The sequence below is a fragment of the Bradyrhizobium sp. LB14.3 genome (assembly GCF_040547985.1).
In the GTDB taxonomy this organism is placed as follows: Bacteria; Pseudomonadota; Alphaproteobacteria; order Rhizobiales; family Xanthobacteraceae; genus Bradyrhizobium.
On record NZ_JBEPQT010000044.1, the window covers coordinates 1 to 23,846 of the forward strand.

At 62.8% G+C, this 23,846-nt stretch carries 18 protein-coding genes; 7 read left to right on the top strand and 11 right to left on the bottom strand.

Features of this window, described 5'->3' with window-relative positions; all coding sequences use genetic code 11:
- Positions 1-38 precede the first annotated feature (38 nt).
- Positions 39-3,431, bottom strand: a complete 3,393-nt coding sequence (locus tag ABIB00_RS36530; RefSeq protein ID WP_354107703.1) for a DEAD/DEAH box helicase — start codon at positions 3,429-3,431, stop codon at positions 39-41.
- Positions 3,432-3,626: 195 nt separating this feature from the next.
- A complete protein-coding gene (gene rpmB / locus ABIB00_RS36535) occupies positions 3,627-3,938 on the bottom strand; it encodes a 50S ribosomal protein L28 (RefSeq protein WP_354107704.1) in 312 nt (103 codons plus the stop codon).
- A 451-nt stretch (positions 3,939-4,389) separates the two neighbouring features.
- Here rpmB and ABIB00_RS36540 point away from each other — a divergent pair, with 451 nt between their 5' ends.
- From ABIB00_RS36540 to ABIB00_RS36560, 5 genes are all read left to right on the top strand, one after another.
- On the top strand, positions 4,390-5,199 hold the full coding sequence (locus ABIB00_RS36540; protein WP_354107718.1) for a DUF3108 domain-containing protein: 810 nt from the start codon (positions 4,390-4,392) through the stop codon (positions 5,197-5,199).
- A gap of 588 nt (positions 5,200-5,787) precedes the next feature.
- The gene (locus tag ABIB00_RS36545; RefSeq protein ID WP_354107705.1) at positions 5,788-9,180 is read left to right on the top strand and encodes a helicase-related protein; all 3,393 of its coding nucleotides are present in this window, start codon (positions 5,788-5,790) and stop codon (positions 9,178-9,180) included.
- Between the two features lie 84 nt (positions 9,181-9,264).
- Positions 9,265-9,534 (top strand): RNA-binding S4 domain-containing protein, encoded by a 270-nt coding sequence (locus tag ABIB00_RS36550; protein WP_345946907.1) that lies wholly within the window; start codon positions 9,265-9,267, stop codon positions 9,532-9,534.
- Positions 9,535-9,666: 132 nt separating this feature from the next.
- Positions 9,667-10,005: a ferredoxin FdxA gene (fdxA, locus tag ABIB00_RS36555; protein WP_247348513.1), complete on the top strand. Its 339-nt coding sequence runs from the start codon at positions 9,667-9,669 to the stop codon at positions 10,003-10,005.
- 345 nt (positions 10,006-10,350) lie between these two features.
- Positions 10,351-11,196, top strand: coding sequence for a CarD family transcriptional regulator (locus tag ABIB00_RS36560; RefSeq protein ID WP_247348515.1), 846 nt, complete (start codon positions 10,351-10,353; stop codon positions 11,194-11,196).
- A 213-nt stretch (positions 11,197-11,409) separates the two neighbouring features.
- Here ABIB00_RS36560 and ABIB00_RS36565 read toward each other — a convergent pair whose 3' ends face one another.
- From ABIB00_RS36565 to cyoA, 7 genes are read right to left on the bottom strand one after another with little or no spacing between them, the layout of a single operon-like run.
- Positions 11,410-11,943, bottom strand: a complete 534-nt coding sequence (locus ABIB00_RS36565; protein ID WP_354107706.1) for a response regulator transcription factor — start codon at positions 11,941-11,943, stop codon at positions 11,410-11,412.
- Entirely contained in the window at positions 11,933-13,312 is a 1,380-nt protein-coding gene (locus tag ABIB00_RS36570) for an ATP-binding protein (protein WP_354107707.1), read from the bottom strand. Before ABIB00_RS36570 ends, ABIB00_RS36565 begins: the two co-directional genes overlap by 11 nt.
- Positions 13,284-14,144, bottom strand: a complete 861-nt coding sequence (locus tag ABIB00_RS36575; RefSeq protein ID WP_247348524.1) for an SURF1 family protein — start codon at positions 14,142-14,144, stop codon at positions 13,284-13,286. Before ABIB00_RS36575 ends, ABIB00_RS36570 begins: the two co-directional genes overlap by 29 nt.
- Positions 14,141-14,521 carry a cytochrome o ubiquinol oxidase subunit IV gene (gene cyoD, locus ABIB00_RS36580; protein WP_247445450.1) on the bottom strand — a complete coding sequence of 127 codons (381 nt, stop codon included), beginning with the start codon at positions 14,519-14,521 and terminating at the stop codon, positions 14,141-14,143. Before cyoD ends, ABIB00_RS36575 begins: the two co-directional genes overlap by 4 nt.
- Positions 14,518-15,147, bottom strand: coding sequence for a cytochrome o ubiquinol oxidase subunit III (cyoC, locus tag ABIB00_RS36585; RefSeq protein ID WP_354107708.1), 630 nt, complete (start codon positions 15,145-15,147; stop codon positions 14,518-14,520). The genes cyoD and cyoC overlap by 4 nt, the downstream gene beginning before the upstream one ends.
- Positions 15,147-17,144, bottom strand: coding sequence for a cytochrome o ubiquinol oxidase subunit I (gene cyoB / locus ABIB00_RS36590; RefSeq protein ID WP_247445449.1), 1,998 nt, complete (start codon positions 17,142-17,144; stop codon positions 15,147-15,149). The genes cyoC and cyoB overlap by 1 nt, the downstream gene beginning before the upstream one ends.
- A gap of 11 nt (positions 17,145-17,155) precedes the next feature.
- Positions 17,156-18,316, bottom strand: a complete 1,161-nt coding sequence (cyoA, locus tag ABIB00_RS36595) for a ubiquinol oxidase subunit II (RefSeq protein WP_354107709.1) — start codon at positions 18,314-18,316, stop codon at positions 17,156-17,158.
- Between the two features lie 181 nt (positions 18,317-18,497).
- On the opposite strand from cyoA, the gene ABIB00_RS36600 reads away from it, so the two are divergent.
- Positions 18,498-19,826, top strand: a complete 1,329-nt coding sequence (locus ABIB00_RS36600) for an MFS transporter (RefSeq protein ID WP_247348539.1) — start codon at positions 18,498-18,500, stop codon at positions 19,824-19,826.
- 111 nt (positions 19,827-19,937) lie between these two features.
- On the opposite strand, the gene ABIB00_RS36605 is transcribed toward ABIB00_RS36600, so the two are convergent.
- Both ABIB00_RS36605 and ABIB00_RS36610 read right to left on the bottom strand, forming a co-directional pair.
- A complete protein-coding gene (locus ABIB00_RS36605) occupies positions 19,938-21,329 on the bottom strand; it encodes a M48 family metalloprotease (RefSeq protein WP_354107710.1) in 1,392 nt (463 codons plus the stop codon).
- A 133-nt stretch (positions 21,330-21,462) separates the two neighbouring features.
- The gene (locus ABIB00_RS36610; RefSeq protein WP_354107711.1) at positions 21,463-22,314 is read right to left on the bottom strand and encodes a thermonuclease family protein; all 852 of its coding nucleotides are present in this window, start codon (positions 22,312-22,314) and stop codon (positions 21,463-21,465) included.
- Positions 22,315-22,527: 213 nt separating this feature from the next.
- Here ABIB00_RS36610 and ABIB00_RS36615 point away from each other — a divergent pair, with 213 nt between their 5' ends.
- Complete coding sequence (locus tag ABIB00_RS36615; RefSeq protein WP_247445446.1) at positions 22,528-23,733, top strand: ABC transporter substrate-binding protein; 1,206 nt, start codon at positions 22,528-22,530, stop codon at positions 23,731-23,733.
- Positions 23,734-23,846 lie beyond the last annotated feature (113 nt).

Consider the following 23,846-nt stretch of genomic DNA (forward strand, 5'->3'; position numbering starts at 1 on the left):
GACGAAGCAGGCAGCGCAACAGACCAACCTGTAGGGGGTCAATTTTGGACGCCGATCCCCCGGCTTAGGGGGTCAATATTGCAGGCCGAATGACAGATATCATCAGGATGGACGTCGCGGCCACTCCATGCGCATGTTCGACGCTCGGCGGGCGCGCAAAACGTCCCGGTTGATGATCGTTGAGCGATCTGCTCAAGGAGCCTGATGCCAGACAGGCTGCTACTCACGAAGTAGCGCTTAAGTGCCCGTTTGCCCGTGAGGGAGCACTTCTCGAGGCCAATCGGCAAGACCATCCTGCCTGTAATCTCACACCTCTCGAGAATTCCAGTTCTTACGAGATGACCGGTAACCTCGCACTTTTCCGCCTCATCTGTTGCTATGGGGCGGCGTGTCTCATGGCAAAGAAAAAACTCTTGCTTATGTCCCGTTCGTCCCGAGGCCGATGATTGCATGCTCTCATCAGATCGGTATTCCTTCCCGGAAATCTCACTGACAAACACTTCGTCAACGAGAATATCTGACTTGGTAAACGAGCATGCTCGAAAATGTTCAGCTTCGGCCTTCTTTCCGCTCATCGCGGACGTCTTGAGGAGTTCCATAGCGACAAGTTTGCCGGTCACTGCAGATGTGTCTGCTTCCTCACGGAGGATATGTCTTCCGCTGGCTAAGCAGAGAACCGTAAATTCGGGCAGGGCTAGGCGCCCACTTATTGCTGATTCTACAAGAAGGTGGCGGAGCACGTGCGCGCCTGTCACGTCACATCGCGCCAAGCACTGGCTGGGGACGGTCTTTCCAGACTTGGAGCATAGGCTCAATTCGGGTGCTCGAATGAGCATTTTATCGTGGGGGCGAATTACAAGAAGGCTCTCGTATTCGTCTTCTGAATCGAAAGTGTATCTTACCTTTACTCCGATCTCCCGATGCACCCTTCCGTCTAGTCCAACAAGCGTCATTTCTAGGCGCGGTGTGAATTCGTCTTCCAGTTTTTTGCGCTTGCGCGTATCCGATGTGCGCTCGGTCTCTTGTTCGCGACGCTCCAGGTAGAATCGAGAGAATTCAGAGATGCCATCGTCCAATAGTGCAGCTCTTTGAATTCTCTCGATGTCGATCCCAAGAGCTTGTGGTTTGTCGAAAGCTTTGGGAATTGGATTGACAGCAGATTTGCGGCAGTCGGTTCTATGATCCTGATTGCTACAAGAAATTTCGACGAGCCGTTCGTAGCTATCGTGAGCTACGGTAGCGCGAACGCGCAAGAGAGCCGATCCATCGAACATCCGAATTGCATCGGTCAGATCTGACGATCTGCAGTCTCCACCGAAGTGTGTAACCCATGCGTGTGCAGCTTCTCGACATGCGCGCATTGGATCTTGGTCTAGGTCGTCTACCTTATGCAGTCCACTTGCAACGATGCGGCTCACGAGGCGCTGGAAGGCCGGCGAGCCAGGTGCGTATAGGGTTGTCCGTTTGAGTGGATCCGCCGGGTCTGCGAACCTGATATATTCGTGCCCTCCGTTTTCTTCAGCGTGAAAAAGTCCGTTGGAGTCCGGCGTCAAACGAATTTTGAGGGACTGAAGGGCTGCCAACGCGAACTCGCGTGGATCCATCGACCGTTCGACTTTTGGAAGTGATGGAGTTCTAGGGCCGTCGTATTCGGCTTCTTCCATACTTCCGAGCAACGTATTGATGTTCGCTTCTTCGCGCTTAAGCTCCTGCTTGGCGTCCTCTATGCTCTGTTCTGCGAGTTTTGTTGCTTTCTCGACGTCTTTTCCCGCTAAAGCGGCGAGCACAAGATCTAAGAGTCGGTCTTCGAAACCTGAGGCGCCATCTTCATCTCCCTCGCCAACGTCCGCACCCTGCAGAAGAGCTTCTACGTCGCCGACAGCGTGCGCCGCCATCTGAAGTTTTTCCATCAGTCTTCCGACGATGTAATCTTCAAAAGTCCCTCTTAGGGTAACGTTGTAGATACTTACATGGGCATGGCTAGAAGCAAGCCGCTGTACGCGACCGATCCGCTGTTCGACAATCATCGGATTCCAGGGCAGATCGTAGTTGACGAGTACGTTTGCGATCTGAAGATTAACGCCCTCGGAACCAGCTTCCGTCGAAACAATGACCCTGTAGCGCGGAGGAGTTTCGCGAAAGAGTTTGATGGTCTCCTGATTCCGCTCCCCTGAGTCGCCATTGATTATGCCGACTTTCAGCCCGTGACCTTCTAGGAAGTTTTGGATTGTCGTTTGTGTTTCTCGTCGGATGGTGAATACGACTAGTCTCCATCCGTCGGGGTTTTCTTGCTTCAGCGTTTTTATCAGGGTGTTGAGACCAAGAAGCTTTGCCGTTAGCGGCATCTTGGCCACGATGCCTTTGACCGCGACGGCGAGCTCGGTTGGCGCAGTTCCGTTCCGCGCCATATTTTCCAGCTGTGTCGATAGCGCCTCAGGACTGCTCGTTAAGGCCTGCAGTATCGACATTTGAGTAAGCCGATTGAGCTTTTGAATCGGCTTTGCGATCGTCTTGATAAGCTGAAGCTCCGCCGCCGTGGGGTCTACCTCGTGTCTTAAAACCCGTCTTTCCGGAAAATAAAGCTGCGCATCACCTCGACGGACCCGAGACATGTAGCTGTAAACGATCGATCGAAATTCGTCCCTTGCTTCTTCTTTTAGCTGGCGAGCCCCATCGCGGGGATCCGCAATAAATTTCCGCGTGAACATGCCCTCGCTGCCGAAAGGATTGTCATGTCCGCGAGCAACGGTGAGCAGGTCGACAAGAGAGTACAGGTCCCACAATCGATTTTGGATGGGCGTGGCTGTTAGCATCAGAACGTAGGGAAATCGTCGCTCCTCTAGTGCCTTGCGGAAGCGTTTCGCCACTTGGGGCGTATTGGGGACACCGTAGAGGTTTCTGAGTTTGTGCGCTTCGTCCAGAACGAGCATCTGGAAACGGTCTTCCGGAATCTTTTCGAGATACAGTCGAGCCGAGTTGTAAGTCGTGATTACCGCGCCGACTTCGTCGGGTTCGGCGGCAAGCAGATCTCTCCCAAATGCAACAATGCCCGGAACGTTGAATTTCTCTTCCAGCTCTTCCTTCCACTGCTGAGCGAGAATTTTTGGGCAGACGATCAGAACTTTGGACAGTCGAGATCGGACGACAAGTTCGCTGATGATCAGACCAGCGCTGATCGTTTTTCCAAGACCAACATCGTCTGCAAGCAGGGTTACCGGGAGACGGCGACAGAATGTAATGAGGTTGGTTACTTGGTGATGGTAAGGTGTGAGACGATCGGTCCACCGCGGTGCCGACTTAAAGTCCTCCGCGCGGTCAATGACAATTGGATCGGTCAGACCCCATTCAAGGCCCGCTCGGTAAATTCTATATTCGTCGGGCTCTTTGCTCCGGCTAAGAATCTTCGATTTAAATTCTGTGGCGACGTCCATCCCCAGCCCAATCTAAGACGTGCTCAACCGCAGGATGCTCGGTTCTACCCTTGCGGGCAAGTGCACTTTCGTCGACGTGGGCTGCACAAACAAAAGCGGCCGGATCTTCCGATCCGGCCGTCACGCAAAACTCTGTAACACTTGAGTCTACACGACTGGACGCTTACGCCCGCCGCAAGCCCAATTCGAAAATTCTTAGCTCGCCTTCTTCTCTGGCGCAGGCGTCGGGCCGACCTTCTTCTGGATGGCGCGCTTCAGCTCGAGGGCGCGCGGCGACAGCACGGCGGCCTTGGCCTTGATCAGGAAGGGGTCGAGGCCGCCATTGTGGTCGACGCTCTTGATCGCGCTGGTGGAGACGCGCAGGCGCACGTTGCGGCCCAGCGCTTCGCTGATGAAGGTCACGTTGACCAAGTTCGGCAGGAAGCGGCGCTTGGTCTTGATGTTGGAGTGGCTGACCGTGTGGCCGACCTGGGGGCCCTTGGCCGTCAATTCGCAGCGGCGAGACATGGCAAAATCCTCAATCTTTCCCAACGATGTGCGGCCGCCATTCGGGGCGCCACGGGCAAATTCTCTGTCCTTGCAGGGAGCGGGCGGACGTATAGGGGGGAAGGGGCGAGCCGTCAAGGTTTTGGGGCGGAGTTTTGCCTGCCGCAGCGCAGGTGCGCCCCCTCTCCCGCAAGCGGGAGAGGTACTGGAGCCCGGAGCGATCCCCGATCACCAAAACGGCAGTGTTTCAAACCCCTTACCATCACATAAAGGGCGTATTCGCACCCGAAGAGTTCAGTGGAGTTCGGAAGCGGACATGCCCGGACACATTGCTTGCCGTGGTATTTGGCTTAAGTAACAACCGTTCGCGCTCCGATTGGATTGTTTCGTGCTCACAACGCCTCATCATGCGCCCGGCCTGCGCTCAGCGGAGCGGCGCGCAAGCGATCCGCGCTCCGCCGGCCGGCTGGCCATGGCGGCCCTGTGCGGGCTGGTTTTGGCGTGGGCGGCGGAGCCCGCGGCGGCGCAGGGCAAGCTCGAGGCGCAATATGAGGCCTCGCTGGCCGGCATTCCCGTCGGGCGAGGCGCCTGGAATATCGATATCGGAGACGACGTGTTCGCCGCAGCCGCCTCGGGCGGCACCACGGGGCTGCTGAAGTCGTTCGCGGGCGGGTCCGGCACCGGCGCCAGCCAAGGGCGGGTGGTCAACGGCGCTCTGGTCGCGACCGGCTACCAGGCCTCCACCACCACCTCGAAAAAGACCGAGGAAATCCGCATCACGCTCGACAAGGGCAATGTGAAGGATTTTGCCATCGTACCGGAGCCCCCGGTCGATGCAGACCGCATCGTCGTCACCGATGCGCATCGCCGTGGCGTCTGGGATCCGATGACGGCCTCGCTGGTGCGCGTGCCCGGCACCGGCGACGTGCTGTCGCCGGACGCCTGCCACGGCAGCGCCGCCGTGTTCGACGGCCGCATGCGCTACGAGCTCAAGCTCGATTTCAAGCGCATGGAGACCGTGAAGGCGGAGAAGGGCTATCACGGCCCGGTCGTGGTCTGCTCGCTGTTCTTCGTGCCTGTGGCGGGCTACATCCCCGACCGCCCCGTGATCAAATACCTCGCCGGCCAGCGCAACATCGAGATCGCGTTCGCGCCGGTGGCGGGCACGCGCGTCCTGGTCCCGTTCTGGCTGAAAGTGCCGACGCCGCTCGGGCCGGCGATGCTAGAAGCCACCAGCTTCATCACATCAGCCCAGCCGCCGCGGGTCGCGAAGACGCAATAGGCCTAGGGCCCCGCCCGTTTTGGCGAAAATAAACGCAAGTTATTTCAATAGTTTACCTACTGTGCATGGGGTTGTTTTCGCGGTTTTGCTTTGGAGGGGGGCCTTGAGCAGGGAATCCATTTGACTCCTCCCCGATTCTGATTCGACTCCGCGCCATCCCCAATTTTAAGGAACGCGCCACCGAAACGTCGCTTGTGCGGCAGCCCGAAACTCCATCTAGTGCGCAGCCGATAAGCTTCCCGCGACATGTTGCGTGAACGGAACAGGACTCATGGGGGGTCTGCGATTCGGCCGCGATTCGTTCTCAACTCGTTCCGAAGCTTAAAGACACAGGGAAAAGCGTCGCAAAGTGAGACAGTTACGCGGGGTTTGGGGAGCGTCACCATATTCTTCGCGGCTTGATCCCCTCACCCTGAGGAGGCCGCGTAAGCGGCCGTCTCGAAGGGCGAGGGGCCCGGCACCATCCGGCGCCTTCATCCTTCGAGACGCGCTGACGCGCTCCTCAGGATGAGGAGCAAGGCCCAGCCTCCGGCCCGCCCCAAAACAGCACTGACATTCGCCCCAATCGCCATTACCTAATCCCCCCAGATGCCCTTTTCCTCCTCCCCCTTCGCTTCCGAGCGGCTTCCCGGCGCCGGCGTCACTGCGGTGCTCGGGCCGACCAACACCGGCAAGACCCATCTCGCCATCGAGCGGATGCTCGCGCATCCCTCGGGCATGATCGGGCTGCCGCTGCGCCTGCTCGCGCGCGAGGTCTACAACAAGATCGCCGCGCGGGTTGGCCCCGACGCCGTCGCGCTTGTGACCGGCGAGGAGAAGATCAAGCCGAAATCGCCGCGCTACTGGGTCTCCACCGTCGAGGCGATGCCGCGGGATCTCGACGTCTCGTTCCTCGCCGTCGACGAGGTGCAGATCGCCTCTGATCTCGAGCGCGGCCACGTCTTCACCGACCGCATCCTCAACCGCCGCGGCCGCGACGAGACGCTGCTGCTGGGCGCAGCGACGATGCGCCCGATCATCGAGCGGCTGCTGCCGGGCGTCTCCATGATCACGCGGCCGCGCCTGTCGCAGCTGGAATTCGCCGGCGACCGCAAGATCACGCGCCAGCCGCGCCGCACCGCCATCGTCGCCTTCTCGGCCGACGAGGTCTACGCCATCGCCGAGCTGATCCGCCGTCAGCATGGCGGCGCCGCCGTGGTGCTGGGATCGCTGTCGCCGCGCACCCGCAACGCGCAGGTGGCGATGTTCCAGAACGGCGAGGTCGATTATCTCGTCGCCACCGACGCTGTCGGCATGGGCCTCAATCTCGACGTCGACCACGTCGCCTTCGCCTCCGACCGCAAGTTCGACGGCTACCAGTTCCGCCGCCTGACGCCGTCCGAATTCGCCCAGATCGCCGGCCGTGCCGGCCGCGCCACCCGCAACGGCACCTTCGGCACCACCGGCCGCTGCGGGCCGTTCGAGCCCGAACTCGTCAATGCGCTACAGAACCACACCTTCGACCCCGTCAAGGTTTTGCAATGGCGCAATTCGAAGCTGGATTTCGCCTCGCTCGGCGCGCTCCAGGTGTCCCTGAACCTGGGCCCCGGCCATGAGGCGCTGACGCGCGCGCCGATCGCCGAGGACATGCGCGTGCTCGACCATGCCGCCCGCGACGCCGAGGTGCGCGATGTCGCGCATGGCAAGGAGGCCGTGGAACGGCTGTGGGAGGCCTGCCAGATCCCGGACTACCGAAAATTGTCGCCGGCCGCCCATGCCGAGCTGGTCACCACGCTGTACGGCTTCCTGATGCAGAAGGGATGCATCCCCGATTCCTGGTTCAGGACCCAGATCGACCAGGCCGACCGCGTCGACGGCGATATCGACACGCTCTCGGCCCGGATCGCGCAGATTCGCACCTGGACCTTCGTCGCCAACCGCCCGGACTGGCTGAAAGACCCCGAACGCTGGCAGGGAATCGCCCGCGAGGTCGAAAATAAATTATCGGATGCGCTCCATGAACGCTTGACTGAGCGTTTCGTTGATCGCCGGACCAGTGTATTGATGCGCCGCCTGCGGGAGAACACGAGCTTGAATACTGAAATCGGCAAGACCGGCGAAGTCATCGTCGAAGGCCATGTCATCGGCCGCCTCGATGGCTTCACCTTTGCACCGGATGCGGCGGAAGCCGGCTCCGATGCGAAAGCGTTGCAGGCTGCAGCGCAGGCCGTGCTCGCCGGCGAGATCAACGCGCGCGCCGAAAAACTGGGCAACGCGCCGGACGAGCAGTTCGTGCTGACCTCGGAAGGCATGATCCGCTGGACCGGCGACGCCGTGGCGCGGCTGTCTGCCGCAGAGGACGCGCTGCATCCGCGCATCCGCATCATCTCCGACGAACGCCTGACCGGCGGCCCCCGCGACAAGGTGCAGGCCCGGCTCGACCTCTGGCTCAAGACGCACATCGAAAAGCTGCTCGGGCCGATGTTCGAGCTGTCGAAGGCCGAGGATGTCACCGGCATCGCCCGCGGCATCGCCTATCAGCTCGTCGAGGCGCTCGGCGTGCTGGAGCGCCAGAAGATCGCCAACGAGCTGAAGGACCTCGACCAGCCCTCGCGCGCCGTCCTGCGCAAATATGGCGTCCGCTTCGGCGCCTATCACATCTATTTCCCCGGCCTGCTCAAGCCGGCCGGGCGCGCGCTGGCCGCGCTGCTCTGGGCGCTGAAGCAGGACAACGTCGATCCCTCCGCGCTGTCGGGCGCGCAGCATCTGGCGAACTCGGGCCGCACCTCGTTCCCGGTCGACAAGCAGCTGCCGCGCGATGCCTATCGCGTGCTCGGCTACAAGCAGGCCGGCGAGCGTGCCGTGCGTGTCGACATTCTGGAGCGCCTTGCCGATCTGATCCGCCCGGCGCTGGCCTGGCGCGAGAACGCGTCCGGCGAAAAGCCCGCCGGCGCGTTCGACGGCCGCAGTTTTGTCGTGACGCAGGCGATGACCTCGCTCACCGGCTCGGCCGGCGAGGACTTTGCGTCCGTGCTGCGCGCGCTCGGCTACCGCATGGATAAGCGGCCGCCGCTGCCGGCAAAGCCGGTTGTCGTGGAGACGCCGGCTGCTGAAGCAAGCACCGAAGCTCCGGCCGAGACGCCCGAGACGGAAGCGCCGGTCGAAGACGCTGCCGTGTCTGCGGATGCCGCAATCGAAGCCGCCGCCGAGCCTGTGACCGTCGAAGACGCGCCCGGCATGGAGCAGCACGACGAGCCCGTGCACGAAGAACCGGCTCTCGAAGCTTCCCCTGAAGCCCCCGTCACGCCGGAAGACGCTCCCGGCATCGCGCCGCCTGTGGAAGAGGTTGCTGCACCCATCGAGGCTGCTGAAGCTGCTCCCGCCGAAACTGCTGCAACCGAAGCCGCTGCGTCGGCCGATACTGCTGCGCCTGTGGATGCTGTGGCCACGCCCAGCGAGCCCGAGCTCATCGAGGTCTGGCGTCCCGGCGGCCGTCACGACGATCGCAAGCCGCGCCACGAGCGCCATCGTAACCAGCGCCACCACAATCAGCCGCGTCCGCAGGCCGGTGCCGAAGCAGGTGCCGCGCCTGCCGAAGGCGAAGCAGCGCAGGCCGCCGACGGCGAGAAGCGCGGCGAACGTCATCGCCATGGCGGCAGAGACTTCCGCAAGCCGCGCGAAGGCGGTGGCGAAGCTGCGCCGCGTCCGGAGGGACAGGGGCGCGGCGACAAGAACCGCAGCTTCCAAGGTCGAGATCAAGGCAAGGACCGCGACAACAAGGATCGCGATCGCAACAAGGGCAAGTTCGGCGGCGATCGCGACAAGGGCCGTGACAACCGCGGCCGCGACCGCGACAAGGGCCGCGACCGCCAGGGCGGCCCGTCGCTGCGTCCCTACGCCTCGAGCGCCACCCCGCGCGAGCGCGATCGTCCTGCCGATCCGAACTCGCCGTTCGCAAAGCTCGCCGCGCTGAAAGAGCAGCTGTCCGGGCGTAAGGAGTAGCACTGCGTTTTCAAGCGAAGTGCGGAGCGGTTCGCGTGAAGAAAACGCGTCAGAAGGAATAGAGTCACGACCGAGCGGCAGCGCATCGACAAATGGCTGTGGCATGCGCGGGTGGTGAAGGCGCGGACCTCGGCTGCTGAACTCGTCGAGTCCGGCCATGTCCGCGTCAACGGCGTGCGCGAAAAATCGCCGGGGCATGCGGTCAAGATCGGCGACGTGCTCACCGTCGCGCTCGATCGCACCGTGCGCGTCTTGAAAGTCGCAGCCTTCAACGAGCGCCGCGGCGATGCCGCATCGGCCCGTGTGCTCTACGAAGAGTTCAGTGACGGCAATCCAAATTCTCAGCGCAATTAATTGCGCTTTGAATTCATTTCTTGGTCGATCGGACACATAAAGCCGTCATGATCGGCCGTTGCCGACCTTGCAGCGCCGGGCCATCCGCGCTACGCAAGCCGCGAGTTTTAAAAGAGCTTTTCGGAGCGTTGGATGACTTACGTCGTCACTGAAGACTGCATCAAGTGCAAGTACACCGACTGCGTCGAGGTCTGCCCGGTCGACTGTTTCTACGAGGGCGAGAACATGCTCGTCATCCATCCTGACGAGTGCATCGACTGCGGCGTGTGCGAGCCGGAATGCCCCGCCGACGCCATCAAGCCGGACACGGAACCGGGCCTGGAAAAGTGGCTCACCGTCAACGCCGACTACGCCAAGAGCTGGCCGAACATCACCCAGAAGAAAGAATCACCTGCCGACGCCAAGGAATTCGACGGCGTGGAGGGCAAGTTCGACAAGTATTTTTCTCCGAACCCAGGCTCCGGCGACTAATTCGGGCCCAAACTTAACCCTAATAGCGGCGCTACCGCCGAAAACCAGCCCTCAAGACCCCTAAATCATTGATTTTTGCGGGAAATGTGCTATATTGGGCACATTAAACCGAACCCTTCGTCAGCCCCGTCGGCCCGTTGGGTTCCCGTGAAACCAGATGTCGAACAGGGGCGTGGCAGTTTCCGCGCACAGGCTGTGTCACAGAAAACGCGTAAAAAGAGTACTTCTGCGAAGGCTTCCCACAAGGTGGCCAAGAAAGTCGCCGCGGCCAGCCGCAGCGCATCCAAGGGTCGGACCGCGACGAAGGCGCCGGCTGCAAAGTCCTCGAAGAACAAAAGAAGCGCAATGCCTAACAAGACTGCCAAGCCGGCCGCGAAAGCGACCGTGGCCAAGCCTGTTGCTGCCAAGCCCCCTGTTGCCAAGCCTGCTACCAAACCTGCTGTTGCCAAGGCTCCCGCTGCCAAGCCGGCCGCGGCGAAGGTTGCTGCTGCTCCTGCCAAGGCCGCCCCTGTCGCTGCCGCCAAGCCGGTCGTGAAGCCCGCGGCTGTTGCGCCGAAGGTCGAGGAAAAGAAGGTCGTGACCCAGCGTCAGGGTTTCAAGGCCAACGAATTCGTCGTCTATCCCGCTCACGGCGTGGGCCAGATCCTGGCCATCGAGGAGCAGGAGATCGCCGGCGCGAAGCTCGAGCTGTTCGTCATCAACTTCATCAAGGACAAGATGACGCTGCGCGTGCCGACCGCCAAGGTCGCCAATGTCGGCATGCGCAAGCTGTCCGATCCTGCGCTGGTGAAGCGTGCGCTCGAGACACTCAAGGGCCGTGCCCGCGTCAAGCGCACCATGTGGTCGCGCCGCGCCCAGGAATACGAAGCCAAGATCAATTCGGGCGACATCGTCGCGATCGCGGAAGTCGTGCGCGACCTCTACCGTTCCGAGTCGCAGCCCGAGCAGTCCTACAGCGAACGCCAGCTCTATGAAGCAGCGCTCGACCGTCTGTCCCGCGAGATCGCGGTGGTGCAGCACTCGACCGAGACCGAAGCGGTCAAGGAGATCGAGGCCCAACTCGCCAAGAGCCCGCGCCGCACCGGCGCCAAGTCGGAAGCCGCCGAAGGCGAGGCCGATACGGATGCCGAGGGCGAAAGCGACGAGACCGAGGGCGGCGGCGGCACAACGGTCGCCGACGAGGCGGCGTAAGCGTCTCGCGTTCATCGCAACAGTTCAAAAGCCCGGCCGTTTGGCCGGGCTTTTTGTTCGGAGTTCGTGGTTTCGTAGGGTGGGTTATCCTCGCGGCGGCGCGTTGCGCAGTCCGCTAGGCGTAACCGACCGCTTCTCTTTCCGCGCGAAAAACAAAGAGGAGGGTTACGCGACGCTAACCCACCCTAGGTTCGCACTTGTCGGGGCGCTCGCTCACTTCACCGGCCGCTTCTCTAGCTTTCGTGCCAGCGTGCGCCGGTGCATCCCCAGCCTTCTCGCCGCTTCCGAAATATTAAAGTCGGTCTCGATCAGGGTCTGGTGGATGCGCTCCCATTCGAGCGTCTTGATCGATGTCGGCCGGGCGTCGAGCGCGACCTCGGCATTGCCTTCGGCCTTGTTGAAGGCGGCTTCGATGTCGTCGGTGTTCGACGGCTTTGCCAGATAGTGGCATGCGCCGAGCTTGATGGCCTCGACGGCGGTGGAGATGCTGGCAAAGCCTGTCAGCACCACGATCAGCATCTCCGGGTCGTGCGTATGCAAAAGCTCGACGCAGGCGAGGCCCGAGGCACCGCCGAGCTTGAGGTCGACGACGGCATAGCCGAACGATCGTTGCTCCAGAGCTTTCCGCACGTCCTCGATCGAGGCGGCGAGCACGACCTCGTAGCCGCGGCGCTCAAACGAACGCTTCAGCGTGCGCGCGAACCCGGCATCGTCCTCGACGACGATGAGCGAGCGGTCAGGCGTCAAAGCTGCCTCCGATCGCGAGCGTTGCGAGCGGCAGCGTGAGGCGGACGGTGGCGCCGCGCTTCCTGTGGTTCTCGGCGGTCACGCTGCCGCCGAGCTTGCGCACGACGTTCACAACCAGGAACAGGCCGAGCCCGCCGCCGGCGCGGCCCTTGCTCGATTGATAGGGCTTTCCGAGCTGTGCCAGCATCTCCGGCGCAAAGCCCGCGCCGCGGTCGCTGATAGACAGTACGAGATTATCGCCCTCGCGCTCGGCCACGAGCTCGACCCAGTCGCGCGAGACCTCGTAGGCGTTGTCGAGCACATTGAAGATGACTTGCTTCAGCGCGATGTCGGACACGATCGCGACGTCCTCGCCGAAGGTGTTGACGAAATACAGCGTGTGCGCCGAGCGCGCATCGCGCCACTCTTCCACCAACGCCGTGACGAAGGCCGTCACCGTCGTCGGAGACGAGCCTTCGCCGCGCGCTTCGCCCGCCGACACCAGGATGCCGGTCACGATGGTCTTGCAACGTTGCAGCGAAGTCTCCATCTCCGCGAGATCTTCGGCCAGCTCCTGATCGGCGGCGAGGTCGGGCATGCGGCGCCAGTCGCTGAGGATGACCGAGAGCGAGGCCAGCGGCGTGCCGAGCTCGTGCGCCGCGCCGGAGGCAAGCAGGCCCATGCGCACGATATGATCCTGCTCGGCGGCATGCTGGCGCAGCGCCGCCAGATGCGCGTCGCGCTGGCGCAGATTCCTGTTGATGCGGGTGACGAACACCACCAGCAGCACCGCGTTGAGCACGAAGCCCAGCAGCATGCCGGCGACGGTGAGCGTGTAGGTCTCGCTCAGCGGGTTCGGCGGCATGTCGAGCGGCCGGTACGCGACCGTCAGCCAGACGAAGCTGGCGCAGGTCAACGCGACCAGCGACCATGTCGAGCGGCCATCGAGCAGCACCGCGCCCAGCGTCACCTGGAGCAGGAACAGCGAGGTGAAGGGATTGGTGGCGCCGCCGCTGAGATAAAGCTGCGCGGTCAGCGCGGCGACGTCCAGCATCAAGGCGACCAGCAGCTCGTTGTTGGTGATCGCGGCGCGATGGCGCACCCAGACGAGGCTGGAGACGTTGAGAAACACCAGCGCGCCGATCACCGCGCCCATGCGGGTGAGGGGCAGGGGAATGCCAAGCCAGACATGCACGCCGCCGATGGTCACGATCTGGCCGACCACCGCAGTCCAGCGCAGCTGGATCAGCAGCGCCATGTTCTTGCGGTTGGTCTCGTCGTCGGTCGGCGCAGCCCCGATCAGCTCGCTGCGCGCGTCCGCCTGCGATTGCAGCGTGACAGCGCCATGCGTTCTTCCGTCGTCAGGTTGGCTCGACGATCGTTCCAGCATCTGATCCCGTCCTGCGGGCGACGGCATCGGAGCCGCCGGCCGCTTCGTGGACGAAGCCGCTCCAGGGCTTCTTGCGGCGGAACAGCCCGCCGCCGAATGTGACAAAAAGTCTGCCGGCCAGCATGAAAGCCAGGGCAAACCACGTCAGCGCATAGATCAGGTGGTTATTGGGAAAGCGGACCACGGTCAATCCGCCGATCGGACCGCTGCTGGATTGTGATCCGGCGTCGGCATCGACGAAGAACGGCGCGACCTCGCCGAGCCCGCGTGCCGCCGCAATCGCGGCGACATCCCGTGAATACCAGCGATTGTGTTGGGGCACGTTGTTCCTGAGGAATCCGCCCTTCGGCTCCGTGATGCGCAACAAGCCGGTGATTTCGACTTGGCCGTCCGGATTGCCGTCCCGGCGCATCGACGCGTCGCGCCGCTCGGACCGCACGAAGCCGCGGTTGACCAGGACCATCGTGCCGTCGCTGCGCTGAAGCGGCGTCAGCACCCAATAGCCCGGGCCTTCTTCGGTGACGGCCTGAACCAGCGTCTCGCGGTCATGCAGGAAGCGGCCGGTGACGCTAACATGCCTGTATTCGTCATTTGCGGTGGACACCGCGGGCCATGACGCGATCGAGGGGATCGGCTGGGCCGGGGCATGAACGCGCTGCTCGACGCGATCGATCAGCGCCAGCTTCCAGGCGCGGCGCTCGATCTGCCAGACGCCGAGCGCGATCAGAAGTGCAAAGGCCGTGAGCGAGAGGACCGTGAGCCACAAGGACGGACGCGCAGCTTTTCCGCGAGCCCCGTCTGCTTTGCTTATCACAGTCCCAGTCTCGTTCATTTCATTCCAGTCATCTGGTGGATCGGCATCATGTTGCTGTTGAGGTGGTTCATCACCCACAGCGAACCCGACAGCGCGATCGCCACCATGACGATGGTGAAGATCAGCGCCATCATGCTCCAGCCATTCTCCGACTTGGGGCTCATGTGCAGGAAGTAGATCATGTGCACGACGATCTGCACGACCGCGAAGGCCATGATCACCAGCGCGGTGATCTGCTTGCTCGGAAGCGCGCCGCTCATCACCAGCCAGAACGGGATCGCGGTGAGCACGACCGAGAGCACGAAGCCGAGCATGTAAGTCGAGAACGAGCCGTGGGCGTGGCTATCGCCCTGGTGATGATCGTCCGCGTGGGCAGCGTGAGTATCGGTGTTCATCGCAGAACTCCCAGGAGATAGACGAAGGTGAAGACGCCGATCCAGACCACGTCGAGGAAGTGCCAGAACATCGACAGGCACATCAGGCGGCGGCGGTTGGCCTCGATCAGGCCGTACCTCCAGACCTGCACCATCAGGGTCACCAGCCAGATCAGGCCGCAGGAGACGTGCAGGCCGTGGGTGCCGACCAGGGTGAAGAAGGCGGACAGGAAGGCGCTGCGCTGCGGCGTCGCGCCTTCATGGATCATGTGGGCGAACTCGGAGAGCTCGATGCCGATGAAGGCGGCGCCGAACAGGCCGGTGATGGCCAGCCACATCTGGGTCTGGCCGATCTTGTTCTGCTGCATGGTCAGCATGGCAAAGCCATACGTGATCGACGACAGCAGCAGCATCGAGGTGTTGACCGCGACCAAAGGCAGCTCGAACAGGTCCTTTGGCGCGGGACCGGCGGCGTAATTGCCGCCGAGCACGCCGAAGGTGGCGAACAGGATCGCGAAGATGAGGCAGTCGCTCATCAGATAGATCCAGAAGCCCAGCGAGGTGCTGTAGCCTTCTGGATGCGGGTGTTCGTCGGCGAGGTAGAAGACCGGTTCGCCGGTTTGCGCGGGATTGACAGTGACAGTCATTACTTGGCTCCGGCGAGCAGTTTGGTGCGCGCGTCCTCGGCCCGGATGACATCGTCAGCCGGAATGTCGAAGTCGCGGTGATAGTTGAAGGTGTGGCCGATCCCGACGACGAGCATCGCAGCGAAGCTCGCGGCGGCAAGCCACCAGATGTACCAGATCAGGCCGAAACCCATCGCGGTGGCAAGACCGGCGAGGATGATGCCGGTGCCGGTGCTGCTGGGCATGTGGATCGGCTTGAACCCGGTGAGCGGACGCTGGTAGCCGCGGCGCTTCATATCCCACCACGCGTCATTGTCGTGGACGACGGGGGTGAAGGCGAAGTTATAGGCCGGCGGCGGCGACGAGGTCGCCCATTCCAGCGTGCGCGCATCCCAGGGATCGCCGGTGACGTCCTTGAGCTGCTCGCGCCTGAGGAAGCTGACGGCGAACTGCATCAGCATCGAGAGGATGCCGAGGAAGACCAGGAAGGCGCCAATGCCGGCGATGATGAACCAGATCTGCAAGCTGGGATCGTCGAACACGCGCAAGCGCCGGGTCACGCCCATCAGGCCGAGCACATAGAGCGGCATGAAGGCGAGGTAGAAGCCGGTGACCCAGAACCAGAACGACAGCTTGCCCCAGAACGGATCGAGCTTGAAGCCGAACGCCTTCGGGAACCAGTAGCCGATGCCGGCGAACGCGCCGAACACGACGCCGCCGATGATCACGTTGTGGAAATGCGCGATCAGGAACAGGCTGTTGTGCAGGACGAAGTCGGCTGGCGGCACCGCCAGCAGCACGCCGGTCATGCCGCCGAGCACGAAGGTCAGCATGAACGCGATCGTCCACATCATCGGCAGCTCGAAGCGGATGCGGCCGCGATACATCGTGAACAGCCAGTTGAACATCTTCGCGCCCGTCGGGATCGAGATGATCATCGTGGTGATGCCGAAGAACGAGTTGACGCTGGCGCCCGACCCCATCGTGAAGAAGTGGTGCAGCCAGACCAGGTACGACAGGATGGTGATGACGACAGTGGCGTAGACCATTGAGGTGTAGCCGAACAGCCGCTTGCCGGAGAAGGTCGAGGTCACCTCGGAGAAGATGCCGAAGGCGGGGAGAACCAGGATGTAGACCTCGGGATGACCCCAGATCCAGATCAGGTTCACGTACATCATCGGGCTGCCGCCGAAATCGTTCGTGAAGAAGTTGGTGCCGACGTAGCGGTCGAGCGAAAGCAGCGCGAGCACGACGGTCAGAACCGGGAAGGAAGCGACGATCAGGACGTTGGTGCAGAGCGCGGTCCAGGTGAACACCGGCATCCGCATCATGGTCATGCCGGGGCACCGCAGCTTGACGATGGTGCAGATCAGGTTGATGCCGGACAGCGTCGTTCCGACGCCTGCAACCTGCAACCCCCATATGTAATAGTCGACGCCGACGTCAGGGCTGTAGCCGATGTTCGACAGCGGCGGATAAGCGAGCCAGCCGGTGCGGGCGAATTCGCCGATGAACAGCGAGGCCATCACCAGCACCGCGCCGCCGACCGTCATCCAGAAGCTGAAATTGTTCAGGAACGGAAACGACACGTCGCGCGCGCCGATCTGGAGCGGCACGACGAAGTTCATCAGGCCGGTGACCAGCGGCATCGCCACGAAGAAGATCATGATCACGCCGTGGGCGGTGAAGACCTGGTCGTAGTGATGGGAGTTGAGATAGCCCTCCGAGCCGCCAAAGGCGAGCGCCTGCTGCAACCGCATCATCAGCGCATCGGCGAAGCCGCGCAGCAGCATCACGATGCCGAGGATCATGTACATGATGCCGATGCGCTTGTGGTCGACGCTGGTGAACCACTCGCTCCAGAGATAGCCCCAGAGGCGGAAATAAGTGAGGCCGGCGAACATGATGAGGCCGCCGGTCGCCACCACCGCAAAGGTGCCGACGACGATCGGCTCGTGCAGCGGCAGAGATTCGAAGGTGAGCCGGCCGAAGATGAGCTTGAGAAGATCAGGAGACATGCGGGATCTCTTTACGAATCTGACTTCGGACGCTGTCCGAGGAAGAAGGACGAGGACTTCAGCGGCGTGAAAGTCGGCCGCTTCAGGCCGGCGCCGAGCAGCGGCGCGGTGTCGAGAGGCGCCGTGATCGAGGCGGTGGTCTTGCCCTGCGGCGCATCGGGCGTGCAGGTGCCGGCGACGAAGCTGGGCTCCGGCCCAAGCGCCGTGCCGCGGCGCGCGTATTTGTCGTAGGCCAGCGGCAGCGTGTTGTTCAGGCCCTCATGGCCGAGGCCGCCCTTGGCGTCGATCGCCATCATCTCGCTCTGGCACATCTTACCGGTCTCGACGCACATGTTGAGGATCAGGCGGTAGAGATCGGAATCGACGGTGCCGTAGCGCCGCACCGGCTCGTTCTGGCTGGGCTTCTCGAGCTGGAGATATTCGGCGCGGCCGAGCGAGCCGCCGCCGGATTTGGTGCTGGCGATCCAGGCGTCGAAGCCCTTGTCGTCGAGCCCGTGGAAGTTGAAGTGCATGCCGGAGAAGCCGGCGCCGCTGTAGTTCGCCGAAAAACCCCGGTAGGTGCCGGCCTGGTTTACGACGGCGTGGAGCTTGGTCTCCATGCCCGGCATGGCGTAGATCTGGCCGGCCAGTGCAGGGATGTAGAACGAGTTCATCACCGAGGAGGCGGTGATGCGGAAGTTGATCGGGCGATCGACCGGAGCTGCCAAATCGTTGACGGTGGCAATGCCGTACTCGGGATAGACAAAGAGCCACTTCCAGTCGAGCGCGACGACGTCGATCTCGAGCGGGGCCTTGGACTGGTCCACCGCGCGGTCGGCATGGATGCGGCCGAGCGTGCGGTAGGGATCGAGCAGATGCGTGCCCATCCAGGTCAGCGCGCCCAGGCAAACGATGATCAAAAGCGGCGCCGACCAGATCACCAGCTCAAGGCTGGTCGAGTGGTCCCATTCGGGCTCGTAGCGGGCGTCGGTGTTGGACTGGCGGTAGCGCCAGGCGAACAGCACCGTCAGCGCCATCACGGGAACGACGATCAGGAGCATCAGGACGGTGGACATGATGACGAGGTCGCGCTGTTGCGCTGCGATATCACCGGCTGGTGCCAGCACGACGTAGTTGCAGCCGCTTAGCGCAACCGCCAGGGGTAGCAGCGCCAGGATCTTGAGACGGGACACGGGCCGACCTTATGAGAATGAGTTTCTTTCGTGAGACCAAGGGGTAGCTGCGACGCAGCAATCCGGACATTGGACAATTTGTCCAATGTTGCAGTGCGAAATGTTGCGCCAAACAGAACCGGATCGCCTGGCGCCCCGCCGGGCGGTCGGCTTTGGTTTTCAGGACGTTAAGGGCGCACCAATGGCGACGGCACAGACCCCCGCAATGGCAGACCTCCACTCGGGCGAGCACGGCCACGACCAGGCTCGTCCCGGCGAGATTGCCATCGGCGTCATCATCGGCCGCACCTCGGAATTCTTCGACTTCTTCGTCTTCGCGATCGCCTCGGTGATCGTCTTTCCGCGCCTGGTGTTCCCGTTCACGAGCGAACTGACCGGCACCCTCTATTCCTTCATGATCTTTGCGCTGGCCTTCGTGGCCCGGCCGATCGGCACCGTCATTTTCATGACGGTCGACCGCGAATACGGCAAGACGGCCAAGCTGATCTCGGCGCTGTTCCTGCTCGGCACCGCCACCGTCGCGATCGCGTTCCTGCCCGGCTATCACGAGATCGGCGTTGCGGCGATCTGGCTGCTGGCGCTGGCGCGCATCGCGCAGGGTCTGGCCTGGGGCGGCGCCTGGGACGGGATGGCCTCGCTGCTTGCGCTGAATGCGCCGCCGTCAAAGCGCGGCTGGTACGCGATGGTGCCGCAGCTTGGCGCGCCGCTCGGGCTGATCGTGGCGAGCGCGCTGTTCGCCTATTTCGCGGGGAATCTCTCGGCCGACGATTTCTTCGATTGGGGCTGGCGCTACCCGTTCTTCGTCGCCTTCGCCATCAACGTCGTGGCGCTGTTCGCGCGCCTGCGCATGGTGACGACGGAAGAATATGCCTCGCTGTTCGAGACCCGCGAATTGCAGCCCTCGCGCATCTCCGAGACTGTGGCGCGCGAAGGCCAGAACATCATGCTCGGCGCATTCGCGCCGCTGGCGAGCTTTGCGCTGTTCCACATGGTTACGGTGTTTCCGCTGTCCTGGGTGTTCCTGTTCACCCGCGAAAGCCCGGTGCGCTTCCTGATCATCGAGATCGTTGCCGCCGTGTTCGGCGTCGGCGCGATCGTGCTCTCCGGCGTCATCGCCGACCGCGTCGGCCGCAAGTCGCTGCTGATGGGGTCGGCGATCGCGATCGCGATCTACAGCGGCTTTGCTCCGCAGCTGCTCGATGCCGGCGCGTTCGGCGAGACCATCTACATGGTGATCGGCTTCATCCTGCTCGGCCTGTCATTCGGCCAGTCGTCGGGCGCGATCGCCTCGAACTTCAAGCAGGCGTACCGCTACACGGCCTCGGCGCTGACCTCGGACATGGCCTGGCTGTTCGGCGCCGGTTTCGCGCCGCTGGTCGCTCTGTTGCTTGCGACCAATCTCGGCGTCATCGCCTCGGGAGCGTATCTGCTGTCAGGCGCGTTCTGGACCCTGCTCGCGCTCTGGCTCAGCGGCCAGCGCGAGGCCGGAGACATGGACGCGGGCGGCTAGGGCTGAAGCGGCTTGTAGGGCGGGCAAAGGCGCGTAGCGCCGTGTCCACCATCCGCAAACATCGCGTCGAGAATGGTGGGCACGCTTCGCTTTGCCCATCCTACTGCAGCCTCAATCCGCCACGACCTTCACGCGATCCCGCACCTTCACCTGAGCGTTGCGATCGAGGCCGTTGAGCACGCGGAAACGTTCGGCCGGGTGATCGATGCCGGCCATGCGGTGGGAGAGCGATTCCACGGTGTCGCCGGGCTGCACGGTGATGACCTTGATGCGCAGGGGGCGCGCGGCCTGGATCTCGTCGAGCGTCAGGCGGCGGAATGAACTGACGGTCTCGCGCGCATTGCGCTCGCTCTCGGTCGACTTCTGCCGTGCCGCAAAGATGAAGCGGTAGACGTCGCTGCCGAAGCGCAGCGCATAGACCTTGAACTGCCACTGGTCGCCCTTGGCGGTGGCGGACGCAGCCGGGAAACCGTTGATGGTGATGTCCTCCGTGGACGCCTTCTCGACGCCCTCCATCCAGCCGGAATTCAGGTAATCGCCGAGCGACTGTTCTGCCGGCACCCGCACGACGTCGAAACGCATCGCCTGCGAGCCGCCGTCGCGCACGCCGATCACGGCCTGCGCGGTGTTGTCGAGCGTAAAATTGTCCGGCGCCTGGAAGGTGAAGCCGAGCTTGGGATGCAGGAAGCGCCGGCCGCGGACAAAACCTTCGCTGGGGTCTTCGCCGTAGACAAGGTTATCGATCGCGGCGAGATAGGTTTCGCGGTCGCGCTCGGCGCCTTCTGGCGCTGAGTACTGCCGCGCGATAGTCTGCGCGTTCTGCACGCGCTCCGGCGTTGCCGGATGCGATGAGGTGAAATCCTGCGCGCGCGGATCGAGCGAAGTCTTTCCGACTTTCAACTCCGCATTGCGCTCCATCGCCGAGAGAAAACGTGCGGCACCATAAGGGTCGAAATGAGCCTTGGCGGAGATGCCGACGCCGATGCCGTCGGCCTCGAACTCCTGATTACGCGAAAAGCTCGCCATGGTCAGCTTGGTCTTGGCGAGCGCGAGCGCGGTGAGATCGGGATCGTTGCTCATGTCGGTGACGACGCGGGTGACGATCGCGGCCTGGCGCGCCTGGTCCTCGCGCATCGCGGCGTGCTTGGACAGCACATGCGCCATCTCGTGGCTCAGCACGGAGGACAATTCCGAGGTGTCGCTGGCGAGCGCAAGCAGGCCGCGGGTGACATAGAGCTGGCCGTTCGGCAGCGCGAAAGCGTTCACCGCACCGGAATTGAGGATCGTGACCCGGTAGCCCTGGTCGGGGCGGTCGGACGCCGCGACCAGCCGGTCGACCGTTTTGGTCACGAGCGATTCGAGCCTGGGATCGTCGTAAGTGCCGCCATAGCTCGCCAGGATGCGCTCGTGCTCCTTCTCGGTGGCGGGGGTCTGCGCGACGGCCGGCTTCGGCTTGGGCATCGCCACGGTTGGCGGTGCTGCCGCGGTCTGGAACCGGTTCATGTCACCGCAGCCGGCAAGGGCTGAACCCAGAACAAGGCATAGCACGGCCGGCGCTGCCCGCAGGCGGCGGCGTTCGCCTCGTCCGTGCCGTTCTAGCACCCCATTCACGTTGCTTAACCCGTGCCTGGCCCTTTTAGGGCCTTACCCCTGTCGGCTCGTTTGCGCCCAGCAATTCGACCTGTCCCGCGAGGCGTACATCGATACGCGGCCCCGTATTCCCCTCGACCCAGCCCCGGACGCGAATACGTCTATTCTCCAGAGACTTAAGAGCGATCCCGGCGCTTTCGAATGCCGGTACTGTCCGCTTTGAAATAGTCACGGCAAAGCCGCGTGTCCAGTTCCGTCCGAAGTTGAGGTAGGTCATTGCCCCAGCTTGCCGGACCGACAGGACTTTGCCCTCGACCACCACAAAACGCCCGATCCCCGCCAAAATATCGTCCGGACTTTCCGCGTTTTTTATGGCCGACGGGTCAGCCCAGTTGCCCTTTTTTTGGCGCCGCGCCTCGGCCTCCGATTCCATCAGGGCGGTCGCGCAATCCTTGTCGGTGATCTCGGCGGAGACGATGGCGTCGCCCTGAGCGAGCAGCACCGCCTGCACGGAGATGTCGCTCTCGCCGACAAAGACCAGCGCGCCTTGCCGGCCATAGCGGTCGGGCGTGTCGTCAGTGCTGCGCAGAATCACGTCGCGGCCGACGAGCAGCGCGGTCAGCGCCTGCTTCGTCGTCGCGGTCGGCGCGATGCCGGTCAGGCGGATGTCCCGGCCGTCATCGAGACGGACGTTGCGGGCGTCGACGATCGCCGCGACGCGGCCTTCGCCTTGGGACTCGAACCGGCACGGGCTCGCGAATGCGCTGTGACCCGCGACGAGAAGGATTGCGACGATGAGGTGAAGCCGTTGCGTCACGTGACCCGGAGAGGTTGCGTTGCGCGCCAGTCTTAACTCAAGCGCGGCGTGTCGCGAAGAGGCTTCGTTACACTCCGTCATTGCGGGCGCAGCGAAACAAGGACGGCGTGCCGCACACGGCCATTCCGTTTTGCGGAAAACGTACGCGCCAATCGTGCCCCCGTAGCGCACCTTCGCTTGCTGCGCTCTCGTGCATGCGGCATGATTGCGGCAACAGCTTTAGCCAAGAGCAATAACCAAGAGCAATAACCAAGCCGCCATCAGAGTACGGCGCGATAAGGGAGGTCTTTTTCGATGAAGCATGTTTTGTCGGGCATTTTTGCCGCCGCGTTGGCGCTGAGTGCGAGCGCCGTGCAGGGCCAGGACAAGCCGCCGCTGAAGATCGGCGGCATCCTCGACATGTCGAGCCTGTATGCCGACATCACCGGCCCCGGCAGCGAGACCGCCGCCAAGATGGCCGTGGAGGATTTTGGCGGTGAGGTGCTCGGACGCAAGATCCAGGTACTGGCCGCCGACCATCAGAACAAGGCCGATCTCTCCGCCAACATCGCCCGCGATATGCTCGACAACCAGGGCGTCGAGATGATCTACGACGTCGCGGCCTCCGCGACCGCGCTTGCCGCCGGCGAGATCGCGAAAGCGCGCAACAAGATCATCATGTTCAACGGCCCGGGCTCGATCCGCCTCAGCAACGAGGCCTGCGGTCCCTATACCATTCACTACGTGTTCGACACCTACGGCCAGGCCAACGTGACCGGCCTCGCGGCCGTGAGGTCGGGCCTCGACACCTGGTTCTTCCTGACCGCCGACTACGCCTTCGGTCAGGATCTGGAGAAGGACACCAGCGCCGTCGTGACCAAGACCGGCGGCAAGGTGCTTGGCAGCGTGCGCCATCCGCTCAACACGTCGGATTTTTCGTCGTTCCTGCTTCAGGCCCAGGCCTCCAAGGCCAAGGTGATTGGCCTTGCCAACGCCGGCGGCGATACCGTCAACGCCATCAAGCAGGCGGCCGAGTTCGGCATCACCAAGGGCGGTCAGAAAGTCTCGCCGCTGCTCGCCTTCGTGACCGACATCGACTCGATCGGGCTCGAGACCGCGCAGGGTCTGTTGCTTGCGGAAGCCTTCTACTGGGATCTCAACGACGACACCCGTGCGTTTTCGAAGCGCTTCCAGGAGCGCATGAAGCGGCCGCCAACCTCGGCGCAAGCCGGCGTCTACTCTTCCGTGACGCACTATCTGAAAGCGGTGAAGGCGGCCGGCACGACCGACGCTGCGACGGTGATCAAGGTGATGAAGGAGACACCGATCAACGACTTCTTCGCCAAAAATGGCAAGATCCGCGAGGACGGCCGCATGATCCACGACATGTACCTGTTCGAGGTCAAGAAGCCGTCGGAGTCCAAGGGCCGCTGGGACGACTACAAGCTGCTCGCCACCGTGCCCGGCAGCGAGGCGTTCCAGTCGCTGGAGCAGTCGCGCTGCCCGCTGGTGAAGAAATAAGGCTCGTCATTGCGAGCGAAGCAATCCAGAGATGTTTCCGCAGAGACGGTCTGGATTGCTTCGTCGCTTCGCTCCTCGCAATGACGGGTGTGGCCAAAGCTCTATCAAACAAC